Annotated in this window: 15 protein-coding genes; 7 read left to right on the top strand and 8 right to left on the bottom strand. The window is 63.8% G+C overall.

Annotated features, from left to right (window positions below; genetic code table 11):
• The first annotated feature begins 85 nt into the window (after positions 1–85).
• The 5 genes from aceE to ACSQ3O_RS13830 all read left to right on the top strand — a co-directional run bounded on the left by aceE (position 86) and on the right by ACSQ3O_RS13830 (position 10,305).
• The gene (gene aceE / locus ACSQ3O_RS13850; RefSeq protein WP_436139311.1) at positions 86–2,794 is read left to right on the top strand and encodes a pyruvate dehydrogenase (acetyl-transferring), homodimeric type; all 2,709 of its coding nucleotides are present in this window, start codon (positions 86–88) and stop codon (positions 2,792–2,794) included.
• Positions 2,795–2,813: 19 nt separating this feature from the next.
• Positions 2,814–4,475 carry a dihydrolipoyllysine-residue acetyltransferase gene (gene aceF / locus ACSQ3O_RS13845; protein WP_436139310.1) on the top strand — a complete coding sequence of 554 codons (1,662 nt, stop codon included), beginning with the start codon at positions 2,814–2,816 and terminating at the stop codon, positions 4,473–4,475.
• Between the two features lie 19 nt (positions 4,476–4,494).
• Positions 4,495–6,345, top strand: coding sequence for a dihydrolipoyl dehydrogenase (lpdA, locus tag ACSQ3O_RS13840; protein ID WP_436139309.1), 1,851 nt, complete (start codon positions 4,495–4,497; stop codon positions 6,343–6,345).
• Positions 6,346–6,612: 267 nt separating this feature from the next.
• Positions 6,613–8,688 carry an NHL repeat-containing protein gene (locus ACSQ3O_RS13835; RefSeq protein WP_436139308.1) on the top strand — a complete coding sequence of 692 codons (2,076 nt, stop codon included), beginning with the start codon at positions 6,613–6,615 and terminating at the stop codon, positions 8,686–8,688.
• Between the two features lie 195 nt (positions 8,689–8,883).
• Positions 8,884–10,305, top strand: a complete 1,422-nt coding sequence (locus ACSQ3O_RS13830; RefSeq protein ID WP_436139307.1) for an aspartate kinase — start codon at positions 8,884–8,886, stop codon at positions 10,303–10,305.
• A 106-nt stretch (positions 10,306–10,411) separates the two neighbouring features.
• On the opposite strand, the gene ACSQ3O_RS13825 is transcribed toward ACSQ3O_RS13830, so the two are convergent.
• From ACSQ3O_RS13825 to ACSQ3O_RS13795, 7 genes are all read right to left on the bottom strand, one after another.
• Complete coding sequence (locus tag ACSQ3O_RS13825; RefSeq protein ID WP_436139306.1) at positions 10,412–11,767, bottom strand: four-carbon acid sugar kinase family protein; 1,356 nt, start codon at positions 11,765–11,767, stop codon at positions 10,412–10,414.
• Positions 11,768–11,770: 3 nt separating this feature from the next.
• Positions 11,771–13,051 carry a ribulose-bisphosphate carboxylase large subunit family protein gene (locus tag ACSQ3O_RS13820; RefSeq protein ID WP_436139305.1) on the bottom strand — a complete coding sequence of 427 codons (1,281 nt, stop codon included), beginning with the start codon at positions 13,049–13,051 and terminating at the stop codon, positions 11,771–11,773.
• 74 nt (positions 13,052–13,125) lie between these two features.
• Complete coding sequence (locus ACSQ3O_RS13815; protein ID WP_436139304.1) at positions 13,126–13,668, bottom strand: VOC family protein; 543 nt, start codon at positions 13,666–13,668, stop codon at positions 13,126–13,128.
• 108 nt (positions 13,669–13,776) lie between these two features.
• Positions 13,777–14,577 carry a transporter substrate-binding domain-containing protein gene (locus ACSQ3O_RS13810; RefSeq protein WP_436139303.1) on the bottom strand — a complete coding sequence of 267 codons (801 nt, stop codon included), beginning with the start codon at positions 14,575–14,577 and terminating at the stop codon, positions 13,777–13,779.
• Between the two features lie 50 nt (positions 14,578–14,627).
• Positions 14,628–15,410: an amino acid ABC transporter ATP-binding protein gene (locus ACSQ3O_RS13805; RefSeq protein ID WP_436139302.1), complete on the bottom strand. Its 783-nt coding sequence runs from the start codon at positions 15,408–15,410 to the stop codon at positions 14,628–14,630.
• A 14-nt stretch (positions 15,411–15,424) separates the two neighbouring features.
• Positions 15,425–16,111 carry an amino acid ABC transporter permease gene (locus ACSQ3O_RS13800; protein ID WP_436139301.1) on the bottom strand — a complete coding sequence of 229 codons (687 nt, stop codon included), beginning with the start codon at positions 16,109–16,111 and terminating at the stop codon, positions 15,425–15,427.
• Entirely contained in the window at positions 16,108–16,791 is a 684-nt protein-coding gene (locus ACSQ3O_RS13795) for an amino acid ABC transporter permease (RefSeq protein ID WP_015014010.1), read from the bottom strand. The genes ACSQ3O_RS13800 and ACSQ3O_RS13795 overlap by 4 nt, the downstream gene beginning before the upstream one ends.
• Positions 16,792–17,019: 228 nt before the next feature.
• Here ACSQ3O_RS13795 and ACSQ3O_RS13790 point away from each other — a divergent pair, with 228 nt between their 5' ends.
• Positions 17,020–18,066 (top strand): LacI family DNA-binding transcriptional regulator, encoded by a 1,047-nt coding sequence (locus ACSQ3O_RS13790; RefSeq protein ID WP_436139300.1) that lies wholly within the window; start codon positions 17,020–17,022, stop codon positions 18,064–18,066.
• Positions 18,067–18,091: 25 nt separating this feature from the next.
• Here the strand turns inward: ACSQ3O_RS13790 and ACSQ3O_RS13785 are convergent, their stop codons facing one another.
• Positions 18,092–19,042: a DMT family transporter gene (locus ACSQ3O_RS13785; protein ID WP_436139299.1), complete on the bottom strand. Its 951-nt coding sequence runs from the start codon at positions 19,040–19,042 to the stop codon at positions 18,092–18,094.
• A 148-nt stretch (positions 19,043–19,190) separates the two neighbouring features.
• On the opposite strand from ACSQ3O_RS13785, the gene ACSQ3O_RS13780 reads away from it, so the two are divergent.
• The gene (locus ACSQ3O_RS13780) at positions 19,191–20,096 is read left to right on the top strand and encodes a LysR substrate-binding domain-containing protein (RefSeq protein WP_436139298.1); all 906 of its coding nucleotides are present in this window, start codon (positions 19,191–19,193) and stop codon (positions 20,094–20,096) included.
• Positions 20,097–20,102 lie beyond the last annotated feature (6 nt).

The following is a 20,102-nucleotide window of genomic DNA, read 5'->3' as shown; positions in this document are numbered from 1 at the left end:
AAAAGCACCATTTGAAATTTTGAAAAAATGTGCGAAACTAGACCCAACGTACTAAATTTGCTGCCACATCTACAGGAGACAAAGCATGTCAGCTCAGCCCGACCCTCAGGCCGGTTTCGGCATCGGCACGGACGCCGATCAACAGGAAACCCGTGAATGGATGGACGCTCTGTCCGCCGTCATCGACAAGGAGGGCCCTGAGCGTGCCCATTTCCTCCTGGAGCAGCTTCTTGAACACGCCCGCCAGAGCAGCATTGACCTGCCGTTCTCGGCCAACACGGGCTACGTCAACACCATCGAGCCTGAAAAAGAGGCCCATTGCCCCGGCAACATCGCCATTGAAAAGCGCCTGCGCGCCTACATGCGCTGGAACGCCATGGCCATGGTGGTGCGCGCCAACCGCCTGAACCCCGCTGACGGTGGCGACCTGGGCGGCCATATTGGCTCGTTTGCCTCGGTGGCCAGCATGTTTGGCGCCGGTTTCAACCATTTCTGGCATGCCGAGAGCGAAGGCCACGGCGGTGACCTGCTGTATATCCAGGGCCACAGCGCCCCCGGCATCTACGCCCGCGCTTACCTTGAAGGCCGCCTGACCGAAACGCAGCTCGACAGCTTCCGCCAGGAAGTGGACGGCAAGGGTCTGTCCAGCTACCCGCATCCCAAGCTGATGCCCGAGTTCTGGCAGTTCCCCACGGTGTCCATGGGCCTGGGCCCGCTGATGGCCATCTATCAGGCGCGTTTCCTCAAGTACCTGCACGCCCGTGGCATTGCCAACACCGAAAACCGCAAGGTCTGGGTGTTCTGCGGCGACGGTGAAATGGACGAGCCCGAATCCCTGGGCGCGATCGGTCTGGCCGCGCGTGAAAACCTCGACAACCTCGTCTTCGTCATCAACTGCAACTTGCAGCGCCTGGACGGCCCGGTGCGTGGCAACGGCAAGATCGTGCAAGAACTCGAAGGCGAGTTCCGCGGTGCAGGCTGGAACGTGATCAAGCTGCTGTGGGGCAATGGCTGGGACGAGCTGCTGCGCCGCGACAAGAGCGGCAAGCTCAAGCAGCTGATGATGGAAACGCTGGACGGCGACTACCAGGCCATGAAGGCCAATGACGGCGCCTTTGTCCGCAAGAACTTCTTCGGCAAGTACCCTGAAACCCTCAAGCTCGTCGAGCACATGACCGACGAAGAGGTGTTCGAGCTGCGCCGTGGCGGCCACGAGCCCGCCAAGGTGTACGCAGCCTTCCACGCCGCCAACGAGCACAAGAACCAGCCCACCGTGCTGCTGGTCAAGACCGTCAAGGGCTATGGCATGGGCAAGGCCGGTGAAGGCAAGAACACCGTGCACCAGACCAAGAAGCTGTCGGACGAAGACATCAAGTACATCCGCGACCGCTTCAACATCCCGATTCCTGACAGCCAACTGGCCGACATCCCTTACTACAAGCCGGCCGACGACACGCCGGAAATGAAGTACCTGCACGAGCGCCGCCAGGCCCTGGGTGGCTACCTGCCACACCGCCGTGCAAAGGCCGACGAGAGCTTCACCGTGCCCGCGCTGGACACCTTCAAGGCCATCCTGGAGCCCACGGCCGAAGGCCGTGAAATCTCCACCACGCAGGCCTATGTGCGCTTCATCACGCAGCTGCTGCGCGATCAGGCCCTGGGCCCCCGCGTGGTGCCCATCCTGGTGGACGAGGCCCGCACCTTCGGCATGGAAGGCCTGTTCCGCCAGATCGGCATCTACAACCCCAAGGGCCAGCTCTACACCCCGGTCGATCGTGATCAGGTGATGTACTACAAGGAAGACAAGGCTGGCCAGATCCTGCAAGAAGGCATCAACGAAGCCGGCGGCATGGCCAGCTGGATCGCTGCCGCCACCAGCTACAGCACCAACAACCGCATCATGGTGCCGTTCTACGTGTACTACTCGATGTTCGGCTTCCAGCGCATTGGCGACCTGGCCTGGGCAGCGGGTGACATGCAGGCGCGTGGCTTCCTGCTGGGCGGCACCTCGGGCCGCACCACGCTCAACGGGGAAGGCCTGCAGCACGAAGACGGCCACAGCCACATCCTGGCCAACACCATTCCCAACTGCGTGAGCTACGACCCGACCTTCGCCCACGAAGTCGCGGTGATCATGCACCAGGGCATGAAGCGCATGGTTGAGCAGCAAGAGAACGTTTTCTACTACATCACGCTGCTCAACGAGAACTACAGCATGCCCGGCCTCACGGCGGGGACCGAAGAGCAGATCATCAAGGGCATGTACCTGTGCAAGCCCGGCGCCGAGGGCGGCACCCGCGTGCAGCTGCTGGGTTCGGGCACCATCCTGCGCGAGTCGCTGGCCGCGCAAACCCTGCTGGCCGCCGACTGGGGCGTGCAGGCCGATGTGTGGAGCTGCCCGAGCTTCAACGAACTCACCCGCGAAGGCCAGGACGCCGACCGCTGGAACCTGCTGCACCCGCTGGAAACACCACGCGTGCCGTTTGTGGCGCAGCAACTGGGCACCAGCACCGGCCCCGTGGTCGCATCCACCGACTACATGAAGGCCTATGCCGAGCAGATCCGTCCGTTCGTGCCCAAGGGCCGCAACTACAAGGTGCTGGGCACTGACGGTTTTGGCCGCAGCGACTTCCGCAGCAAGCTGCGCGAACATTTCGAGGTGAACCGCCACTACATCGTTGTGGCCGCCCTCAAGGCGCTGAGCGAGGATGGCGTGCTGCCCGCCACCAAGGTGGCCGAAGCGATCGCCAAGTACGGCATCAATGCAGACAAGATCAACCCGCTCTACGCATAAAACGAACGGAGACAGAACAATGGCATTGGTCAACATTCAAGTCCCGGACATCGGGGACTTCGACGAAGTGGGCGTGATCGAGTTGCTGGTCAAGGTGGGCGACACCGTGAAGGCCGAGCAGTCGCTCATCACGGTCGAATCGGACAAGGCATCGATGGAGATCCCATCCAGCCACGCAGGCGTGGTCAAGGAACTCAAGATTGCGTTGGGCGACAAGGTCAAGCAAGGCTCGGTGATTGCCGTGGTGGAGTCCGCTGACGCAGGCGCTGCAGCAGCCCCAGCGGCTGCGGCTGCTCCTGCAGCAGCTGCTCCCGCCCCAGTGGCGGCAGCTGCGGCCCCGGCAGCTGCTGGCCCGGTCGAAGTGCGCATCCCCGACATCGGCGACTTCAAGGACGTGGCCGTCATCGAGATGCTGGTCAAGGTCGGCGACACCATCAAGGTCGAACAATCCCTGTTCACCGTCGAATCCGACAAGGCCTCCATGGAGATCCCGTCGCCCGCCGCTGGCGTGCTCAAGGAACTCAAAGTCAAGATTGGCGACACCGTCAACATCGGTGACCTGGTCGCTGTGCTCGAAGGCGCTGCCACCGCAGCGGCCCCGGCGGCAGCCCCCGCACCCGTTGCGGCCGCTGCACCGGCACCTGCGCCCGTGGCCGCCCCTGCTGTGGCTGCCGCCGCAGCACCTGTCGCTGCCACTGCCTCGGTGCCCGTCCCAGCCCACCAGCCGGGCACCCCCACCGCAGGCCTGCCCCATGCGTCGCCTTCGGTGCGCAAGTTCGCCCGCGAATTGGGCGTGCCCATCGACGAAGTCAAGGGCACCGGCCCCAAGGGCCGCATCACCCAGGACGACGTGGCCGCCTTCACCAAGCAGGTGATGGCAGGCGCGGTGCAAACCAAGGCCCAGGCCGCCAAGGCGCCCGCAACGGCGTCCGGCGGTTCCGGCGTGGGTCTGGACCTGCTGCCCTGGCCCAAGGTGGACTTCACCAAGTTCGGCCCGGTGGAGCGCAAGGACCTCTCCCGCATCAAGAAGATCAGCGGCGCCAACCTGCACCGCAACTGGGTCGTCATCCCGCACGTCACCAACCATGACGACGCGGACATCACCGACCTCGAAGCTTTCCGCGTGCAGTTCAACAAGGAGAACGAGAAGAGTGGCGTCAAGGTCACGATGCTCGCCTTCATGATCAAGGCCGCAGTGGCCGCGCTCAAGAAGTTCCCTGAGTTCAACAGCTCCCTCGACGGCGACCAGCTGGTGATGAAGAACTACTTCCACATCGGTTTTGCGGCCGACACGCCCAACGGCCTCGTGGTGCCCGTTATCCGTGACGCTGACAAGAAGGGCATCGTCCAGATCAGCCAGGAAATGGGCGACCTGGCCAAGAAGGCGCGCGACGGCAAGCTCGGCCCGGCCGACATGACCGGCGGCTGCTTCTCCATCAGCTCGCTGGGTGGCATTGGTGGTCGTTATTTCACGCCCATCATCAACGCCCCTGAAGTCGCCATCATGGGCGTGTGCAAGAGCAGCCTGGAGCCCAAGTGGGACGGCAAGCAGTTCGCCCCGCGCCTGATCCTGCCGCTCTCCCTGAGCTGGGACCACCGCGTGATCGACGGTGCCGCCGCCGCACGCTTCAACGTGTACTTTGCCTCGCTGCTGGCGGACTTCCGCCGCATCGTGATGTAACGGAAGGGCAAGACACACCATGGCAATCATCGACATCAAGGTGCCCGACATCGGCGACTTCGCCGAAGTGGCCATCATCGAAGTGCTGGTCAAGCCCGGCGACACCATCAAGGCAGAGCAGAGCCTGATCACCGTGGAGTCCGACAAGGCCTCCATGGAGATCCCCTCCAGCCATGCAGGCGTGGTCAAAGAGCTGAAAGTGAAGCTCGGCGACAAGATCGCCGAAGGATCGGTGGTGCTGACGCTGGAAGTGCAGGGCGCAGGCGCAGCAGCTCCAGCACCTGCGGCCGCCCCAGCGCCTGCAGTTTCTGAGCAAAAACAGGCCCCTGCGCCCGTTCAGCAAGCCCAAGCAGCTATCAATCCAGTAGCATCCAGCTTTGCTGGCTCTGCCGACCTGGATTGCGACGTGCTCGTGCTCGGCGGCGGCCCCGGTGGCTACAGCGCCGCCTTCCGCGCGGCCGACCTGGGCCTCAAGGTCGTCATCGTCGAGCGTTATGCCACCCTGGGTGGCGTGTGCCTGAACGTGGGCTGCATCCCCTCCAAGGCGCTGCTGCACGTGGCAGCCGTCATGGACGAGGTCAGCCACATGGCCGACCTGGGCGTGGACTTTGGTGCGCCTGCCGTCAACATCGACAAGCTGCGCGGCCACAAGGAAAAGGTCATCGGCAAGCTCACCGGCGGCCTGGCCGCCATGGCCAAGATGCGCAAGGTGACCACCGTGCGCGGCTACGGTGCTTTTGTCGGCGCCAACCACCTTGAAGTGGAAGAAACCACCGGCACTGGCCAAGAGAAGACGGGCACCAAGAAGGTCATCGCCTTCAAGCGCGCCATCATCGCTGCTGGCAGCCAGGCCGTGCGCCTGCCCTTCATGCCCAACGACCCGCGCGTGGTCGATTCCACCGGCGCCCTGGCGCTCAAGGAAGTGCCCAAGCGCATGCTGATCCTGGGCGGCGGCATCATCGGCCTGGAAATGGGCACCGTCTACAGCACCCTGGGCGCACGCCTGGACGTGGTGGAAATGATGGACGGACTGATGCAGGGCGCGGACCGCGATCTCGTCAAGATCTGGCAAAAGATGAACGCCAAGCGCTTCGACAACATCATGTTGAAGACGAAAACAGTGGGCGCCGAGGCCACCCCCGAAGGCATCAAGGTCACGTTCGCGCCAGCGGAAGAGGGCGGCACTGCCCCCGAACCGCAGGTGTACGACCTGGTCCTGCAGGCCGTGGGCCGCACGCCCAACGGCAAGAAGATCGCCGCCGAAGAGGCTGGCGTTGCCGTCACAGACCGTGGCTTCATCAACGTCGACATCCAGATGCGCACCAACGTGCCGCACATCTTCGCCATCGGCGACATCGTGGGCCAGCCCATGCTGGCGCACAAGGCGGTGCATGAGGCGCACGTGGCAGCTGAAGTCATCGCTGGCGAACTGCAGGGCAACAAGGAACTGGCAGCCGCCGCCTTCAACGCCCGCGTGATTCCATCCGTGGCCTACACCGACCCCGAAGTGGCATGGGTGGGCCTGACTGAAGACCAGGCCAAGGCGCAAGGCATCAAGGTCAAGAAGGGCCTGTTCCCCTGGACGGCCTCTGGCCGCGCCATCGCCAACGGCCGCGACGAAGGCGTGACCAAACTGCTGTTCGACGACTCGCCCGAGGCCCACGGCCACGGCAAGATCCTGGGCGGCGGCATGGTGGGCACGCATGCGGGCGACATGATCGGCGAGATCGCCCTGGCCATCGAGATGGGCGCGGACGCCGTGGACATCGGCAAGACCATCCACCCGCATCCCACGCTGGGCGAAAGCATCGGCATGGCGGCGGAGATTGCGCATGGCAGCTGCACGGACGTACCGCCGCAGAAGAAGTGAGCTGACGATCTACTCAAACCAATACTGATCAAGTAGCTGGCCGCACGAGCTCTATATGGGCTGTGCGGCCTTTTTATTTGTAACGCAGAAAGGTTTAGGGCTCGCAGGACTTGGAGCTGTTACAGATGGAAACCTGATTCGGCATCGTGCAGTTCGATTCCGCATTGTTGAAATGGCAAACTGCTTTGAACTGTACGCGCACAGTCCAGTTGCAATCGTTAGGTGTGAGCCATTGCGCGACTGGCACCAACAATCAGGGAGTTGATTTTGAAATGGATGAACTTGGCCCGCTTTACCGGGCATGCAATAGTGTTTGGAAGTCTCGTGGTCTTGCAGGCATGCGGTGGTTCAGGGGGGGGAGACAACGTCGGCCCTCCACCGGCTCCGACGGGAAAAATCGCCCTGCTCGCTGGAGACGTGGGGGGACTTGGCAACCTGGATGGGGCTCGCAGCATCGCAACCTTCTACGGCATCCAAAGCCTGACGGTTGATCCAGCCGGAAATCTCATGGTGGGCGAAGTGGGCAATCATGCGCTACGCAAAATTTCTGCGGACGGTACGGTGAGCACGGTGGCTGGCGGCGATATGGTCGCCGCATTTGCCGATGGGCAAGGAGCAGCCGCCAAATTTTTGAATCCGCAGTTTGTTGCGGCGGACGCCAAGGGCAACTGGTATATCTCTGACAAGGGGGATTACATACGCAAGGTGACGCCTCAAGGCACGGTCACTACGCTGGCAAACGTCTCGACCGATTCGAACTGCCAAATTCCCATGGCGTTGTGCTCTGTTGGTAAACCACTGGCGGTGGATGCTGCGGGTACGGTGTATTTCACCGCCAACAACCAGCTGCGTAAGCTGGGGGCAAACGGCCAAGTGGAGACTTTGGTCGATGCCATCAGTTCCAAGGGAATGCCCACTCCAGCGTTTTCATTTGTCTATCAGTCCTCTAGCCTGGTGGTAGATGCGCAGGGAACGATTTACATCGCTGATCGCAACCAACCTGTGCTTCGCAAGGTCACACCTGCGGGGCAGATGACAGTCCTGGCGGGATCGGAGGGGGCATCCCAGATTGTGGACGGCGAGGGCAGCGCTGCGCGGTTTTTGGAGCTTCAATCCATCACGATGGATGCCGTGGGCAACTTGTACGTGTTGGAGGGCAACGGTGCTATCCGTAAAGTCACGCCTGCTGGTTTGGTCTCCACTGTTCGGCAGCCAACACAAACATGGGGCTCCGGCTGGTCGTACAGCTTTACCGGGTTTGCGCGGGATGCAGTTGGAAACTTTTATCTGTCTGCTCTCGGAGCTGGTGGGAATGCACCTGTTTTTGGGAATACTGCAATCCTGAAAATTGATACTCAAGGTGTTGAAAGTGTTTATGCGGGCAACAAGGGACTGGTGGGGGAGGGCGATGGAATTGGCAGCGCTGCACAGTTCTCAGATCCGCGTAGCCCATCCATCGATGCGAATGGAAATCTGTTCGTACTCGACCGGTTCGTTAATCCAAACAGCCACTTGTCGAGCCACATTGACGACTCCTACTCTCTGCGCCGCATAAGCCCAGAAGGGGGCACAACGAGTATCGTTCGCATGGAATATCAAAATGCGATGAGTGGGGCGGCGGTAGATCGACGAGGTAATACATACGTCGGCGGTGGGAGGCGCATTCGAGTGATTGCTCCCGACGGCACAGTCAAATCATTCTTTGAGGGCGGCGAGAGTCTGCCCGATGGATTAAAGGTGTTGGCGGTAGATGATTCCGGTGCGGTGTATGTAGCAGCAGGCTCGACAGTACCGACCGCAGGCCTGCCCATTCTTGTCCCGACAAGGCCGTATGGAGCAATTTACAAAATCAATTCGGACAAGACTGTGAGTCTGCTGGCTGGCAAGGCGGGCGTTCAGGGCCTAGTGGATGGCAAGGGGGATTCTGCTCGGTTTTCCTCCATTGGCGGTGGCGCGCTGGACTCTGCAGGCAATCTGTATGTGGCAGATCCCGCCAATCATGTGGTCCGCAAAGTCACTCCGGCGGGCTTGGTCAGCACCATTGCGGGTCAACCTGGAGTTCCAGGTTTCAGCGATGGGGCGGCAACGCAAGCAAAGTTCTGGCTCCCCGTGGACGTCAAGATCGACGGTCAGGACAACTTGTATGTGGCCGATCGCAACAATGCCTTGGTGCGCAAAATCACTACCAGTGGTGTGGTGAGCACCGTGGTTGGCACGGTTGGGAAGTACGGTTTTGTACCTGGTACCTTGCCGAGTGTGATTCCCCCCCCAGAAGGCATTGTTCTGAAAGACGCTGTGCTTTTCATCACGACGCGCAATGGGGTGTTGAGGGCTGATCTGTAAAGCGGAAGTTGTTGGCGACGCTCCCTCCTGTGGAATGCAGTCTGCTGTAGCGGGATCAAGCCGCCTCCTTTCGGGCTGCGTCAAAGTGCCCGAATGAAAGTGGTGGAAAATACCGGGTTTACTGCCGCGCTGCCCTATGGGCAGCATTCCTGCCCGGTTTGTCCCATTTCTTTGCTCCCCTGAGCCTGTCAGTCCATGCAAGACGTTCAAAACTCCAAGATCTCTGTCGAGAAGATCGGCGGCACCTCCATGACCGCCTTTGGCGATGTGTTGCGCCACATCGTGCTGCACGACCCCAAGCGCATCAACGGCCGGATCTACGTGGTGTCCGCCTACTCGGGCGTGACGAACCAGCTGCTGGAGCACAAGAAGACGGGTGAGCGCGGCATCTATGCCTTGTTTGCCGAAGGCAAGGGTTACCAGGATGCGTTGACGCAACTGGCCGCCAGCCTGAAAAAGCTCAACGCCGGCTATGCCGACCTGGGCCTGCCGCTGGATGTGGCCGATGCCTTTATTGACCAGCGCATTGCTCAGGCACGCGAATATCTGAACGCCATGCAGCACGTGCTGGCCAGCGGCTATTTGAGCCGCAAGGACGTGTTGCTCGCGGCGCGTGAAGTGCTGGCCTCGATTGGCGAATCGCACAGCGCGTTCAACTCGGTCGAGATCCTCAAGGCCAATGGCGTCAACGCCCTCCTGATGGACCTGGCCGGTTTTGACGACAACGAAGCCTGGACCATTGACGAGCGCATTGCCCACAGCTTCAAGGGCCTGGACCTGAGCGACAAGGTGGTGGTGGCCACGGGCTACACCAAGGGCACCGAAGGCATCATGCGCGAATTTGACCGGGGCTACTCCGAGGTCACCTTCAGCAAGATTGCCGTGGAAGTGCGCCCCGCCGAGGCCGTGATCCACAAGGAGTTCCACCTGTCCTCCGCCGACCCCAACCTGGTGGGCCTGGAAAACGCCATTGTGGTGGGCGCCACCAACTACGACGTGGCCGACCAGCTGGCCGACGTGGGCATGGAAGCCATTCACCCCAAGGCCGCCAAGCCCATGGAGCTGGCAGGTATCCCGATCCGCCTGAAGAACACCTTTGAGCCCGACCACCCCGGCACGCTCATTACGAAAGACTTTGTGGGCGAGCGCGCGCGCGTGGAGATCGTCACGGGCACCGACAAGGTCACGCTGATCGAGATCCACGACCCCAGCATGGTAGGTACCGTGGGCTTTGATGCGGGCCTGATGAACGTGTTTTGCAAGCACGATGTGAGCTACATCCTCAAGGCGACCAACGCCAACTCCATCGCCCATCTGGTGTGGGACAACCAGGTCACGCCCGAGCTGGTGGCCGAGCTGCAGAAGGACTACCAGGTCGTGACGATCAAGCCCAGCGCGATCGTGTGCACCATTGGCTCCAACATTGGCATCCCTGGCGTGCTGGCCAAGGCCGCGCAGGCGCTGGCCGATGCCCGCGTCAACGTGAATTGCGTGTCCCAGACACTGCGCCAGGTGAACATGCAGTTCGTGATTGAACGCGAGGACTACAAGACCGCGATCAAGGCGTTGAACATGGCGCTGTGCGTGAACTCGGGGACCCCGGTTCCTCGCGTGTGACGGGATGGCGGTGGGCGTGCCTGCTGCCTTGCTTTTCCCTCAGGCCTTCGCAAAACCTGGTCAGTAGCCCGCCATGTGCGGGCTTTTTATCGCCTGGATATTTCCGTCAGCCCGCGCTCAGCAGTCTTTCGAAAAGGTCCGCTCCACCCATCTGTCCCCCCTTGAGCATCAGCTCCAGCCCGTGGCGCGACGGATCGGTGCTGTGCGCCCGGCTTAGCGTGACCCCGGGGCAGACCGTGGTTTGGTACGACAGCCCCCACAGCTGCAGCGCCTGCACGGCGTGGCTGGAGGTGTCGCCCCCTGCAATGCCAATGCGCCCCAGCGGCGTGCCGTTGTCGGCCTGCGCCTGCACCACGCGGGCGACCAGGGCCGCACTGGCGGGGGCGACGGCCGCCGAAGCACCACTGGACGGAGCAGAAGCGCCGTCCGTGGGACCGGTGTAGGCCAGCACGTGATGGCCCTGCTGCAGCCCGGCGCATATTGCGCGTTGGGTGGCCTGGGCGTAGTCGGTGTCATGGGTCAGTCGGTGCGCGTCCACCGGGATGCGCTGATAGGACGTTGCGGCCTGGACCTGGGCCGCTGTGATGGGTGACAGGCTACCCGCCCAGGCGAACACAGGGCCAGGCGATGGTGCCAAGGCAGGGGCGGTTTGGCTGGTCTGGGTGCCCCAGCACGCGATCAACGCCTGGGCCACGGAGCTGGGCCCCACAGCGAGCAAGCGGGCGCGCTGGGCTTGTTGCCACAGCAGGCGCCCCAAGGTGGCCAGCTGGTCTGCACTGGTCAGGTCCAGCAGCGTAGGCACGAATGGTGTGTCGGACACCTCGGGCACCTCGGGCACAGCGGTCGCGCCATGGCCCAGCAGGGTGTTCAGAGAGCCGGGCAAGGTGTCTGCTTCGTACAGCGGGTAATGCAGTGCCGTGATGCCTTGCAAACCTTGTTGCGCCAGGTGCACCCGCAAGTCGGCTTCGGCCATGGGGGTCACCGGGTGCCTGTGCATCGTCGGGTGCCGGTCAATGCGGTAGACGCCCCCCCCCGTGCCGGCCGCAGCAAACAGGTTGCTGAAGGCGCAGTATCTGCCCAGGCTGGGCTGGCCGCCGAGGATGGGCACCCAGCGGTTCTCCACGCTGGGGTGCAGTGTTTCGATGGCGCAGGCGATGTTGCCGACATGCGGAGCGCTGTCGAAGGTGGAGCACACCTTGTAGTGCAACACGGTGGGCGCGATCTGCCTGAAAAAGCGGCCCACGGGTGCCAGTTCGGCGCGCATGGCTTCGGGTGGCATGGCGCGCGCGGCGCCTGCAATGCCCACGGCGTCCAGCGGCCCGGCGGCGATCAAAGCTTCTGCGCTGGGCACGCCCATGAACAGCATGGACCGCAGGCCCGCCTGGGCCAGCACGGCCAACGTGTCCGTGGCGCCCGTGAAGTCGTCGCCGTACCAGCCAAACCGGGGAGCTGTGGTGAACATGGTTCAGTGCTTCTTGCCAAAGAAGTCGATGGCGTGGCGCAGTTCAACGGCATGTTCTGCGCGCTGGGCCAGCGTTTCGCCGTTCTGCACCGCGTCCCAGGCCTGCTGCAGGCTGGCCACGCCAGCGGCCGCGCCATCGGGGTGGGCCAGGATGCCGCCGCCGGACATGAACAGCAGGTCGTTGCTACGCACGCTGTCCCAGGTGGTGGGCACCGTGCCGGCCCACTGGCCATTGGAGAAGGCCGGTAGCACGCGGTCGTCCAGCCCTTCGCACAGCGGGGTCAGGGTGTCGTGGGCGGATTCGATCACCTCCTCATCGGTCTGCGAGAACTTGCCCTGCAGGCCGTGCACATGCATGTGGTCCACACCCGCCAGGCGCCACAGCGTCTGCCAGGCGTTGAATGAAAAGCCCAGCAACGGGTGGCGCGACAGGGCGCCGTAGCCATTGCGGTGGCCGTGCAAGGCCAGCTGTGTGTGGCGGCGCAGCGTCTGCACGGCGGAGTAGCCGCACCAGTTCAGGCTGACCATCACACAACTGCCACCCTCGGCGGCAATCAGGTCGGCATGGCGGCGCATGGCATCGGTTTCGTCGGTGATGTTGAACGCCACCATGACGAGCTTGCCGGTCTTGTCCTGGTGGGCGCGCACGCGGCGCATCACGGATTTCACGCGGTCGGCCAGCGGGGCGTGCACCGGGTTGGCGCAGACCTCGTCATCCTTGATGAAGTCCACCCCGGCTGCGCACAGGCGGCCCGCCAGTTCACCGGTTTCTTCTGCCGATAAACCCACGTTGGGTTTGATGATGGTGCCGATGAGCGGGCGGCCCTGCACGCCGGTCAGCGCGCGTGTGCCTGCAATACCTTGGCGGGGCAGGTCAAACTGCTCGCGGTAGGCGCGCGGCAGCTTCATCGACTCCAGTCGCAAGCCGGTGACCTCGCCCAGGTCGAACAGGTTGCCCGACACCGTGGCCGCCAGCGTCGGCAGGTTGGGGCCGACGTTGCTGCTGGGGAAGCTCACGCGCAGCCGGGCGCGCTGCCAGGTCTGCGGCGTGCCGAACATGCCGCGCCGCTGCATCCAGCCGTTGGGCAGCGAGGGGGCGGGCGCCACGTCCAGCAGCTCGATGGATTCGACCGTGGCGCGGGCGCGTTCGCGCAGCGCATCGGTCTCGCCCTCCACCCGGGTGAAGGTGCCACACGATTGCTCGCCCGCCAGCACCTCGGCCACGTGGGCGGGGTCCAGCGGGGTTTCGATCAGGTAGGTGGCTTCAAAGCGGTCTGGGGACATGGGCAGTGTGCACTATGGTTTTGATAGCTGCTAGCGCTTGATGGACAGGCGGTAAAGGGCTATTGGGCTTGAAATCAGATCTTGGAAAGGTCCGGGAAGGGGCGCACCGGGTCGGTCTTGCCGTCCCAGGTTTCCGACTCGGCGCGGATCAGGTCGAACATGCGGCCCTTGGGGCCGGCCACTTCCGACAGCTCGATCACCGTGCCGGGGTGGTATTCGGTGTCGAAGTAGACGAAGCGGCCTTTCTCGCCCACCTCGCCACTCATCACCGCCTTGAAGCCCTGGGCTGTCAGCCGCGCCAGGTCCACGTCGTAGTCGCTGGTCCAGTAGGCCACGTGCTGCAGCCCGGTGCGCCCGGCCTGCAGAAAGTCGCGGTACATCGAGGGCACGTCGTTGCGGGTCTGGATCAGCTCGACCTGCACGTAGCCCGAGTTGGCCAGCGCCACCGAGTTGTGCGGCTCGTGCGACTCACCCCGGTAGACGTAGTTCTTGATCGGAACCTTGGGGTTGTAGAACCAGGGGCCCACGCCCAGGGTGTTGCTCCAGTAGTCCATGGCGGCTTCGATGTCGTGGACCACATAGCCCAGCTGGCGGATGGCGCCGAAATGACGGCTCATAAGAATTTCCTTTGTGGTGATGGGGCGGGGCAGGGCGCAGCCGGGCGGGTGGCATGGCCCACCGCCCGTCATGTCGCCCCACGTTGCAGGCGCTGGGTTGGAAGGCGCTTACTTGGCGCCGTCGATGATTTCCTTGGGGATCGGCACGCCCGCGTACTTCAGGTGGATGTCGTTGAGCTTGCCGTTGGTCAGGTTGGTCTTGATCCAGCCGTTGACGGCCTTCATCAGCTCGGGTTGGCCCTTGCGCATGGCCATGCCCAGCTGGTAAGACTGCAGGATGAACTTGGTCTCGAACTCGCGGGCGGGGTTCTTCTTGGCGATGGCCGCGATGATGGGCGGCGTGATAGCCACGATGTCGGCCTGGCCCGTGGCAGCGGCGGTGATGGAGGCAGATTCGTCGTCAAAGCGCACCACCTTGGCCTGCGGCGCGCGCTCGGTCACGATCTTGTCCTGCGGGCCGCCGCGCGTCACGGCCACCGTCTTGCCCGCCAGGTCGTCGATGCTGGTGAGCTTGAGGCTCTTGGGCGCGCCTACGGCCGCCTGGATGGCGCCATAGGGCATGGAGAAGTCCACGGCCTTCTGGCGCTCGGGCGTGATGGAGAGCGACGAGATGATCAGGTCCACCTTGTTCGACAGCAGGTTGGGGATGCGCGCGGAGTTGGTGGTGTTCACGATCTCCAGCGTCAGGCCCAGGTCCTTGGCCAGCAACTCGGCCGCTTCCACGTCTGAGCCCACGGGCTTCATCTTCTCGTCCACATAGCCATAAAACGGCGCGCCAAAGTCGATGCCCACGCGCAGTTTGCCGGCGGACTTGATCTCTGCCAAGTCTGCCATGGCGGGCAGGCACAGGGCGGCTGCGGCGGTGGCGAGCAGGGCGCGGCGCAGGATGCGGGTGCGGGAAGCGGTCATGTGAAATGTCTCCTGGTGGTTTTTGGCAAGGGAATCAAAAAAGGAACGGATCACAGCCCGTGCGACAGAAAGTCGCGCAGCTCGGCCGTTTGCGGGTTCTTCAGCATGTCGCCAGGGCCGGTCTCCCAGACCTTGCCCTCGTGCATGTAGATCACGGTGTCGGCCACGCGCGCGGCGAATTCCATCTCGTGGGTGACCAGCACCATGGTCATGCCGCCCTGGGCCAGCGATTCGATGACGCGCAGCACCTCGCCGGTGAGCTGCGGGTCCAGCGCCGAGGTCACTTCGTCGAACAGCATGACCTGCGGCTCCATGGCCAGCGACCGTGCAATGGCCACGCGCTGCTGCTGGCCGCCCGAAAGCTGCTCGGGGTAGGCTTGCGCCTTGTCGGCCAGGCCCACCTGCTGCAGGGTGCGGGCGGCAATGGCGCGCGCCTGGGTGGCGGGCATGTTCTTCACGGCCTTGGGGGCCAGGGTGATGTTCTGCTCCACCGTGAGGTGCGGGAACAGGTTATAACTCTGGAACACGATGCCAACGTCCTGCCGCAGCTGGCGCAGGTCGATGGCCGGGTCGTGCACCGCGTGGCCGCACACGTGGATGGTGCCGCTGTCGATGATCTCCAGCCGGTCGATGCAGCGCAGCGCCGTGCTTTTGCCCGAGCCGCTCTTGCCAATGATGGCCACGACCTGGCCTTTGGGAATGGCGAACGACACGCCCTTGAGCACCTGGTTGCTGCCAAAGCTCTTGTGCACGCCCTTCAGCTCAACGACGGTGTGCGCAGGCGAAGCCGCTGGCTGGAGGGGTTGCACGGCAGCGTCTCGGGCGAGGTTCATGGTGTCTTCTCGTTTCATGCGGTGGTCACAGAAGGGGTGGCTGTGCCACGGTTTCCAAACTGCTGGCGCTGCTCCAGCTTGCGGCTCCAGACCGACAGCGGGTAGCACATTGCGAAGTACACGATGGCAATCAGCAGGTACACGGTGAAGGGCTGGAAGATGGAGTTGTTGATGAGCTGCCCGGCACGCACCAGCTCGATGAACCCCACGATGGACGCGAGCGACGTGTTCTTGACGATCTGCACCATGAAGCCCACCGTGGGCGGGGTGGCAATGCGCACCGCCTGGGGCAGCACCACCAGCCGCATGCGCTGGGTGCGCGACAGGGCCAGGCATTCGGCCGCCTCCCACTGCGTGCGCGGCACCGATTCGATGCAGCCGCGCCAGATCTCGCCCAGGTAGGCACTGACGTAAACAATCATCGCGATACTGGCGGCCACGATGGCGGGCAGCTCCAGCCCCATGATGGACAGGCCGAAGTAGCACAGGAACAGCACCACCAGCAGCGGCGTGCCCTGGATGGTCTGGATCCACGCAATCGTGGCCCAGCGCACCGCCTTGATGGGGCTGACGCGGCACAGCGCAATCACGCCCCCGGCCAGGCCGCCGCCCACAAAGGCGATCAGCGACAGGCCGATGGTCCACAGCGCGCCGAACAGCAGGTACTGCAGGTGGTAGGCATTCAGTCCACCGTCGATCATTTGGCGCTCCTCAGTTTGCGTTGGCGCGTGAACACGATCTGGCCGAACAGCCACAGCCCGGCGCGCATCAGCAGCGACAGCACCAGGTAGGCCACGGCGACCAGGATGTAGGCCTCAAAGGGGCGGAAGGTTTCAGACTGCACGCGGGCCGCGATGGCCGTAAGCTCCTCCACCGAGATCTGCGAGGTGATGGACGAGGCCAGCATCAGCAGCACGAACTGGCTGGTGAGCGCCGGGTAGACCTTCTCCATGGCCGGGCGCAGCACCACATGCCAGTACACCTGCCGCCGCGTGAGGCCCAGGCATTCGGCGGCCTCGATCTGGCCCTTGTGGATGGAGTCCATGCCGGCGCGCATGATTTCGCAGGTGTAGGCCGCCACGTTGATCACCAGCGTCAGCAATGCCGCCGCAAACGCAGGCACCTTCCAGCCCAGGCTGGCGAGGCCGAAAAACACCAGGAACACCTGCACCAGCAGCGGCGTGTTGCGCAGCACCTCCACATAGGCGCCACAGGCCTTGGCCACCCAAGGCGTGTGGCCGCGCCGGCCAATGGCCAGCAGCGTGCCGCCCACAAAGCCAATCACCGTGGCCGGGAAGGACAGCAGGATGGTCATCCAGGCCCCTTCCAGAAACTGGGGCCAGTTGGCCAGCACGCTGGCAAAGTCGAATTCGTATTGCATGGAGCCGCAGCAGCGATCTAGCCCAGGCGGGCGGGGCGGGGCGCGTGTCGGCGAAACGAAGAAGGGATATCAGGCATGGACTTGTCTCCTGTGCAGTCGGTCTGTGCCGCCGCAATCTAGGGTTTGTACTGATCGAATTTGATGCCTTTCGGCACCGAAGCTGCAGTGATACTATCCGCAGAATCCATCAAATACCAGCAAATGCAATGATGGATTTTGATTGTTTTTATGTCCAAACACCCCCGCATCCCTGATATCGCCCAGTTGTCCGGCGTCTCCACCGCCACGGTAGACCGGGTGCTCAACCAGCGCGCAGGCGTACGCAGTGCCACCGTGCAACGTGTGATGCAGGCGGCCATCAGCCTGGGGTATTTGCCGCAGGCAGAGGCGCACACGACGCTGCAGGCCCAGCCGCAGCCCCTGCGTTTGATGGTGCTGATCCCCGAGGGCAGCAACCGCTTCTTGCAGATGCTGGGCGACGTGATCGGCTACGCGCAGGAGCACTGGGCACCTTTCAACGTGCGTTGCCAGGCCGCCTACATTGAGAGCTTCAACCCCGAAGCCCTGGCCCGCGCGCTGCTGCACCATGGCAAGCGCTGCGACGGCATTGCCTTCATGGCGCTGGAGCACCCCGTGGTGCGTGAGGCCGTGGCCCAACTGGCCGAGCAGGGTGTGCCCACCGTCACACTGATCTCGGACCTGTCGAGCTCGCGCCGGGCGGCCTATGTGGGCCTGGACAACCGCGCCGCGGGCCGCACTGCGGGCTACCTCATTGCCCGCTTCATGGGCCCGCTGGCGCACAGCCGCAACGCCCGCGTGGCGATGATCGTGGGCTCGCTGCGCTACCGCGCGCACGAGGAGCGCGAGGCGGGCTTTCTGCACCTGTTTGAAGAACAATTCCCTTTGGTGCAGGTGGTGGGCGTGCGCGAGGGCCAGGACGACGCCGAGCGCAACTACCAGCAGGCGCGCAGCCTGCTGGAGCAGCACCCGGACCTGGCCGGCATCTACAACATCGGCGGCGGCGCCGAAGGCATTGGCCGCGCCCTGAAGGAGGCTGGGCTGGAACACAAGGTGGTCTTCATCGGCCACGGCCTTACGCCGGACACCCGCGCGCTGTTGATCGACGGCACCATGGACGCGGTCATCACGCAGAACCCGCTCGGCGCGGTGATGAACTGCGTGCGTATCTTTGCCAACCTGCGGGACGGGCGGGACGCCACGAGCGGTGTGGAGGCCACCCGCAGCCAGGTCATCTTTCGGGAAAACTTGCCGTAGCCAGTCAGTCCGGCAGACGGCGGGCCTACATCGCAGGCTTTGCAGCCTTCGGCAAGGGTGGGGGTGCGCTGCGGCGCCCGATCAGCATCACCCCCGCGAGCACCAGGGCCGCACCCCCCATCTGCCACCACGTCAACGGTTCATCCAGCAGCCAGACACCAAAAAAGATCGTCAGGATGGGCCCCAGCGTGCCGACGAGCGCGGTCTTGGAGGCGCCGATGCGGCGGATGGCGGCCGACGTCATGAACACCGGCAACACGGTGGAGAACACGGCCATGCCCAGCGCATGCAGGTAGACCGGCGCGGGCTGCACCAGCGCACCCGCAGGCTGCGACACCACAAAATGCAGCAGTGTGGCGCCCGTGGAGACCAGCATCGCCAGCGCCGTGAAGCGCGCCGCGCCCATGCGGCGTATGGCAGGCTCGCTGCCCGCCTGGTAGAACGCATACGACACGGCCGAGCCAAACACAAACCCTGCGCCCACCAACACGGCGTGCGAATCGCCCGCCACATGCAGGTCGTGTGCAAAGGCCAGGCCAATGCCTGCGTAGGACAACAACAGCGCACCCAGCTCCCGGCGGGAGGCCCGCTTGCCCATGAAGAGCACGCCGATCACGATGGTGAGCGTGGGGTAGGTGAAGAGGATCAGCCGCTCCAGGCTGGCGGTGATGTACTGCAGGCCGATGAAGTCGAGGATGCTTGCGCCGTAGTAGCCCAGCAGGCCCAGTGCCACGATGGCCAGCCAGTCACGCCCCGCCAGCGGGGCCAGGTTGCGGCTGGCGCGCCAGCCCACCCAGGCGAACACGGGCACCGAAAACGCCATGCGCAGGCACAGCAGGGTGACGGAATCCACCGGTACGGCCTGGGGCACGGCATAGGCCAGCTTCACAAAGATGGCTTTGAACGAGAAACCCAGCGCCGCGAGGATGGCGAGGGCGAGACCAAGGCGTTCGGAGGACCAGTTTTTCCAGGGCATGTATCGGGTCAGCGCATTTCGTACGGTATGCCGAACGATTTGCGTACTTTGTATCGGGAAGGCTGGCATCCTGCCCTTAAATGCTGCAATGCACAATTGCTGATCCAGCAACCATGCGTTCGTTACTGACGAACGCCAAGGGCCCGCTTTGAACTACGACCTCACCGACCTGCGCCTGTTTGTCGCCATTGCCGAAGAGCGCAACCTCACGCGCGGCGCCGCGCGCGCCCATCTGGCGCCGTCGTCAGCCAGCCATCGGCTGCGGCGGCTGGAGGAGGCGCTGAACACCTCGCTGTTCGAGCGCCAGACTCGTGGTGTGGCGCTGACCCGCGCGGGCGAGGCCCTGCTACGCAACGCCCGCCAAGTGCTGGCAAGCATCGAGCAGATGCATGCCAACCTCTCGCCATTTGCCACTGGCATTCGCGGCCATGTGAGCCTGTGGGCCAACACACACGCCACCCACACCTTTTTGCCGGACGACTTGGCGGGTTTTCTCAAGCGGCACCCCCAGGTCAGCGTGAGCCTGGAAGAGCGCACCAGTGCCGAAATTGTGGTGGCCGTGGCCAATGGCGAGATCGAGGTGGGCGTGCTGGCAGACAGCGGCACGGGCGCCGGGGTGGAGCTGGCGCCGTACCGGCAGGACCGCCTGGTGCTCATCGTGCCCGCAGGCCATGCGCTGGCGGCGTGCGGCCGCGTGGGGTTTGCCGAGGTGCTGGACCAGGCCTTTGTGATGCTGCACGCTGGCTCGGCCATTCATACCTTCACGACCAATGCCGCCGCCGCGCTGGGGCGGCACCTGGACGTGCGCATTCAGGTACGCAGCTTCGAGGCCGTGTGCCGCATGGTGGGCGCGGGCGTGGGCATTGGCCTGGTGCCCCGGGGCGCGGCCTTGCAGGTGGCGGGCCTGAGCGAGCCGCCGGTGCTGGTGGAGCTGGACGAGCCCTGGGCGCAGCGCGACCTGCAGATCTGCGTGCGCAAAGGGGCGGTGCTGACAGGCTTTGCCGCAGCCCTGGTCGCACACCTGCGCCAGGATGCTGGCGCCGCTACTGCCTGATTGCCT

Origin of the sequence: Acidovorax sp. LjRoot74, from assembly GCF_964254355.1 — a bacterium.
Taxonomy (GTDB): domain Bacteria; phylum Pseudomonadota; class Gammaproteobacteria; order Burkholderiales; family Burkholderiaceae_C; genus Acidovorax.
The sequence above is the reverse complement of the archived record's forward strand: the minus strand, read 5'-3'. Positions and strand labels throughout refer to the sequence as shown.

Bases quoted from the DNA above. Each gene is read 5' to 3' on its own strand.
- ACSQ3O_RS13795 (WP_015014010.1), bottom strand. From the start codon at position 16,791: ATGCAATACGAATTCGACTTTGCCAGCGTGCTGGCCAACTGGCCCCAG.
- ACSQ3O_RS13785 (WP_436139299.1), bottom strand. From the start codon at position 19,042: ATGCCCTGGAAAAACTGGTCCTCCGAACGCCTTGGTCTCGCCCTCGCC.
- aceE (WP_436139311.1), top strand. From the start codon at position 86: ATGTCAGCTCAGCCCGACCCTCAGGCCGGTTTCGGCATCGGCACGGAC.
- ACSQ3O_RS13810 (WP_436139303.1), bottom strand. From the start codon at position 14,577: ATGACCGCTTCCCGCACCCGCATCCTGCGCCGCGCCCTGCTCGCCACC.
- ACSQ3O_RS13830 (WP_436139307.1), top strand. From the start codon at position 8,884: ATGCAAGACGTTCAAAACTCCAAGATCTCTGTCGAGAAGATCGGCGGC.
- ACSQ3O_RS13805 (WP_436139302.1), bottom strand. From the start codon at position 15,410: ATGAACCTCGCCCGAGACGCTGCCGTGCAACCCCTCCAGCCAGCGGCT.
- ACSQ3O_RS13820 (WP_436139305.1), bottom strand. From the start codon at position 13,051: ATGTCCCCAGACCGCTTTGAAGCCACCTACCTGATCGAAACCCCGCTG.
- ACSQ3O_RS13825 (WP_436139306.1), bottom strand. From the start codon at position 11,767: ATGTTCACCACAGCTCCCCGGTTTGGCTGGTACGGCGACGACTTCACG.
- ACSQ3O_RS13800 (WP_436139301.1), bottom strand. From the start codon at position 16,111: ATGATCGACGGTGGACTGAATGCCTACCACCTGCAGTACCTGCTGTTC.
- ACSQ3O_RS13815 (WP_436139304.1), bottom strand. From the start codon at position 13,668: ATGAGCCGTCATTTCGGCGCCATCCGCCAGCTGGGCTATGTGGTCCAC.
- lpdA (WP_436139309.1), top strand. From the start codon at position 4,495: ATGGCAATCATCGACATCAAGGTGCCCGACATCGGCGACTTCGCCGAA.
- ACSQ3O_RS13790 (WP_436139300.1), top strand. From the start codon at position 17,020: ATGTCCAAACACCCCCGCATCCCTGATATCGCCCAGTTGTCCGGCGTC.
- aceF (WP_436139310.1), top strand. From the start codon at position 2,814: ATGGCATTGGTCAACATTCAAGTCCCGGACATCGGGGACTTCGACGAA.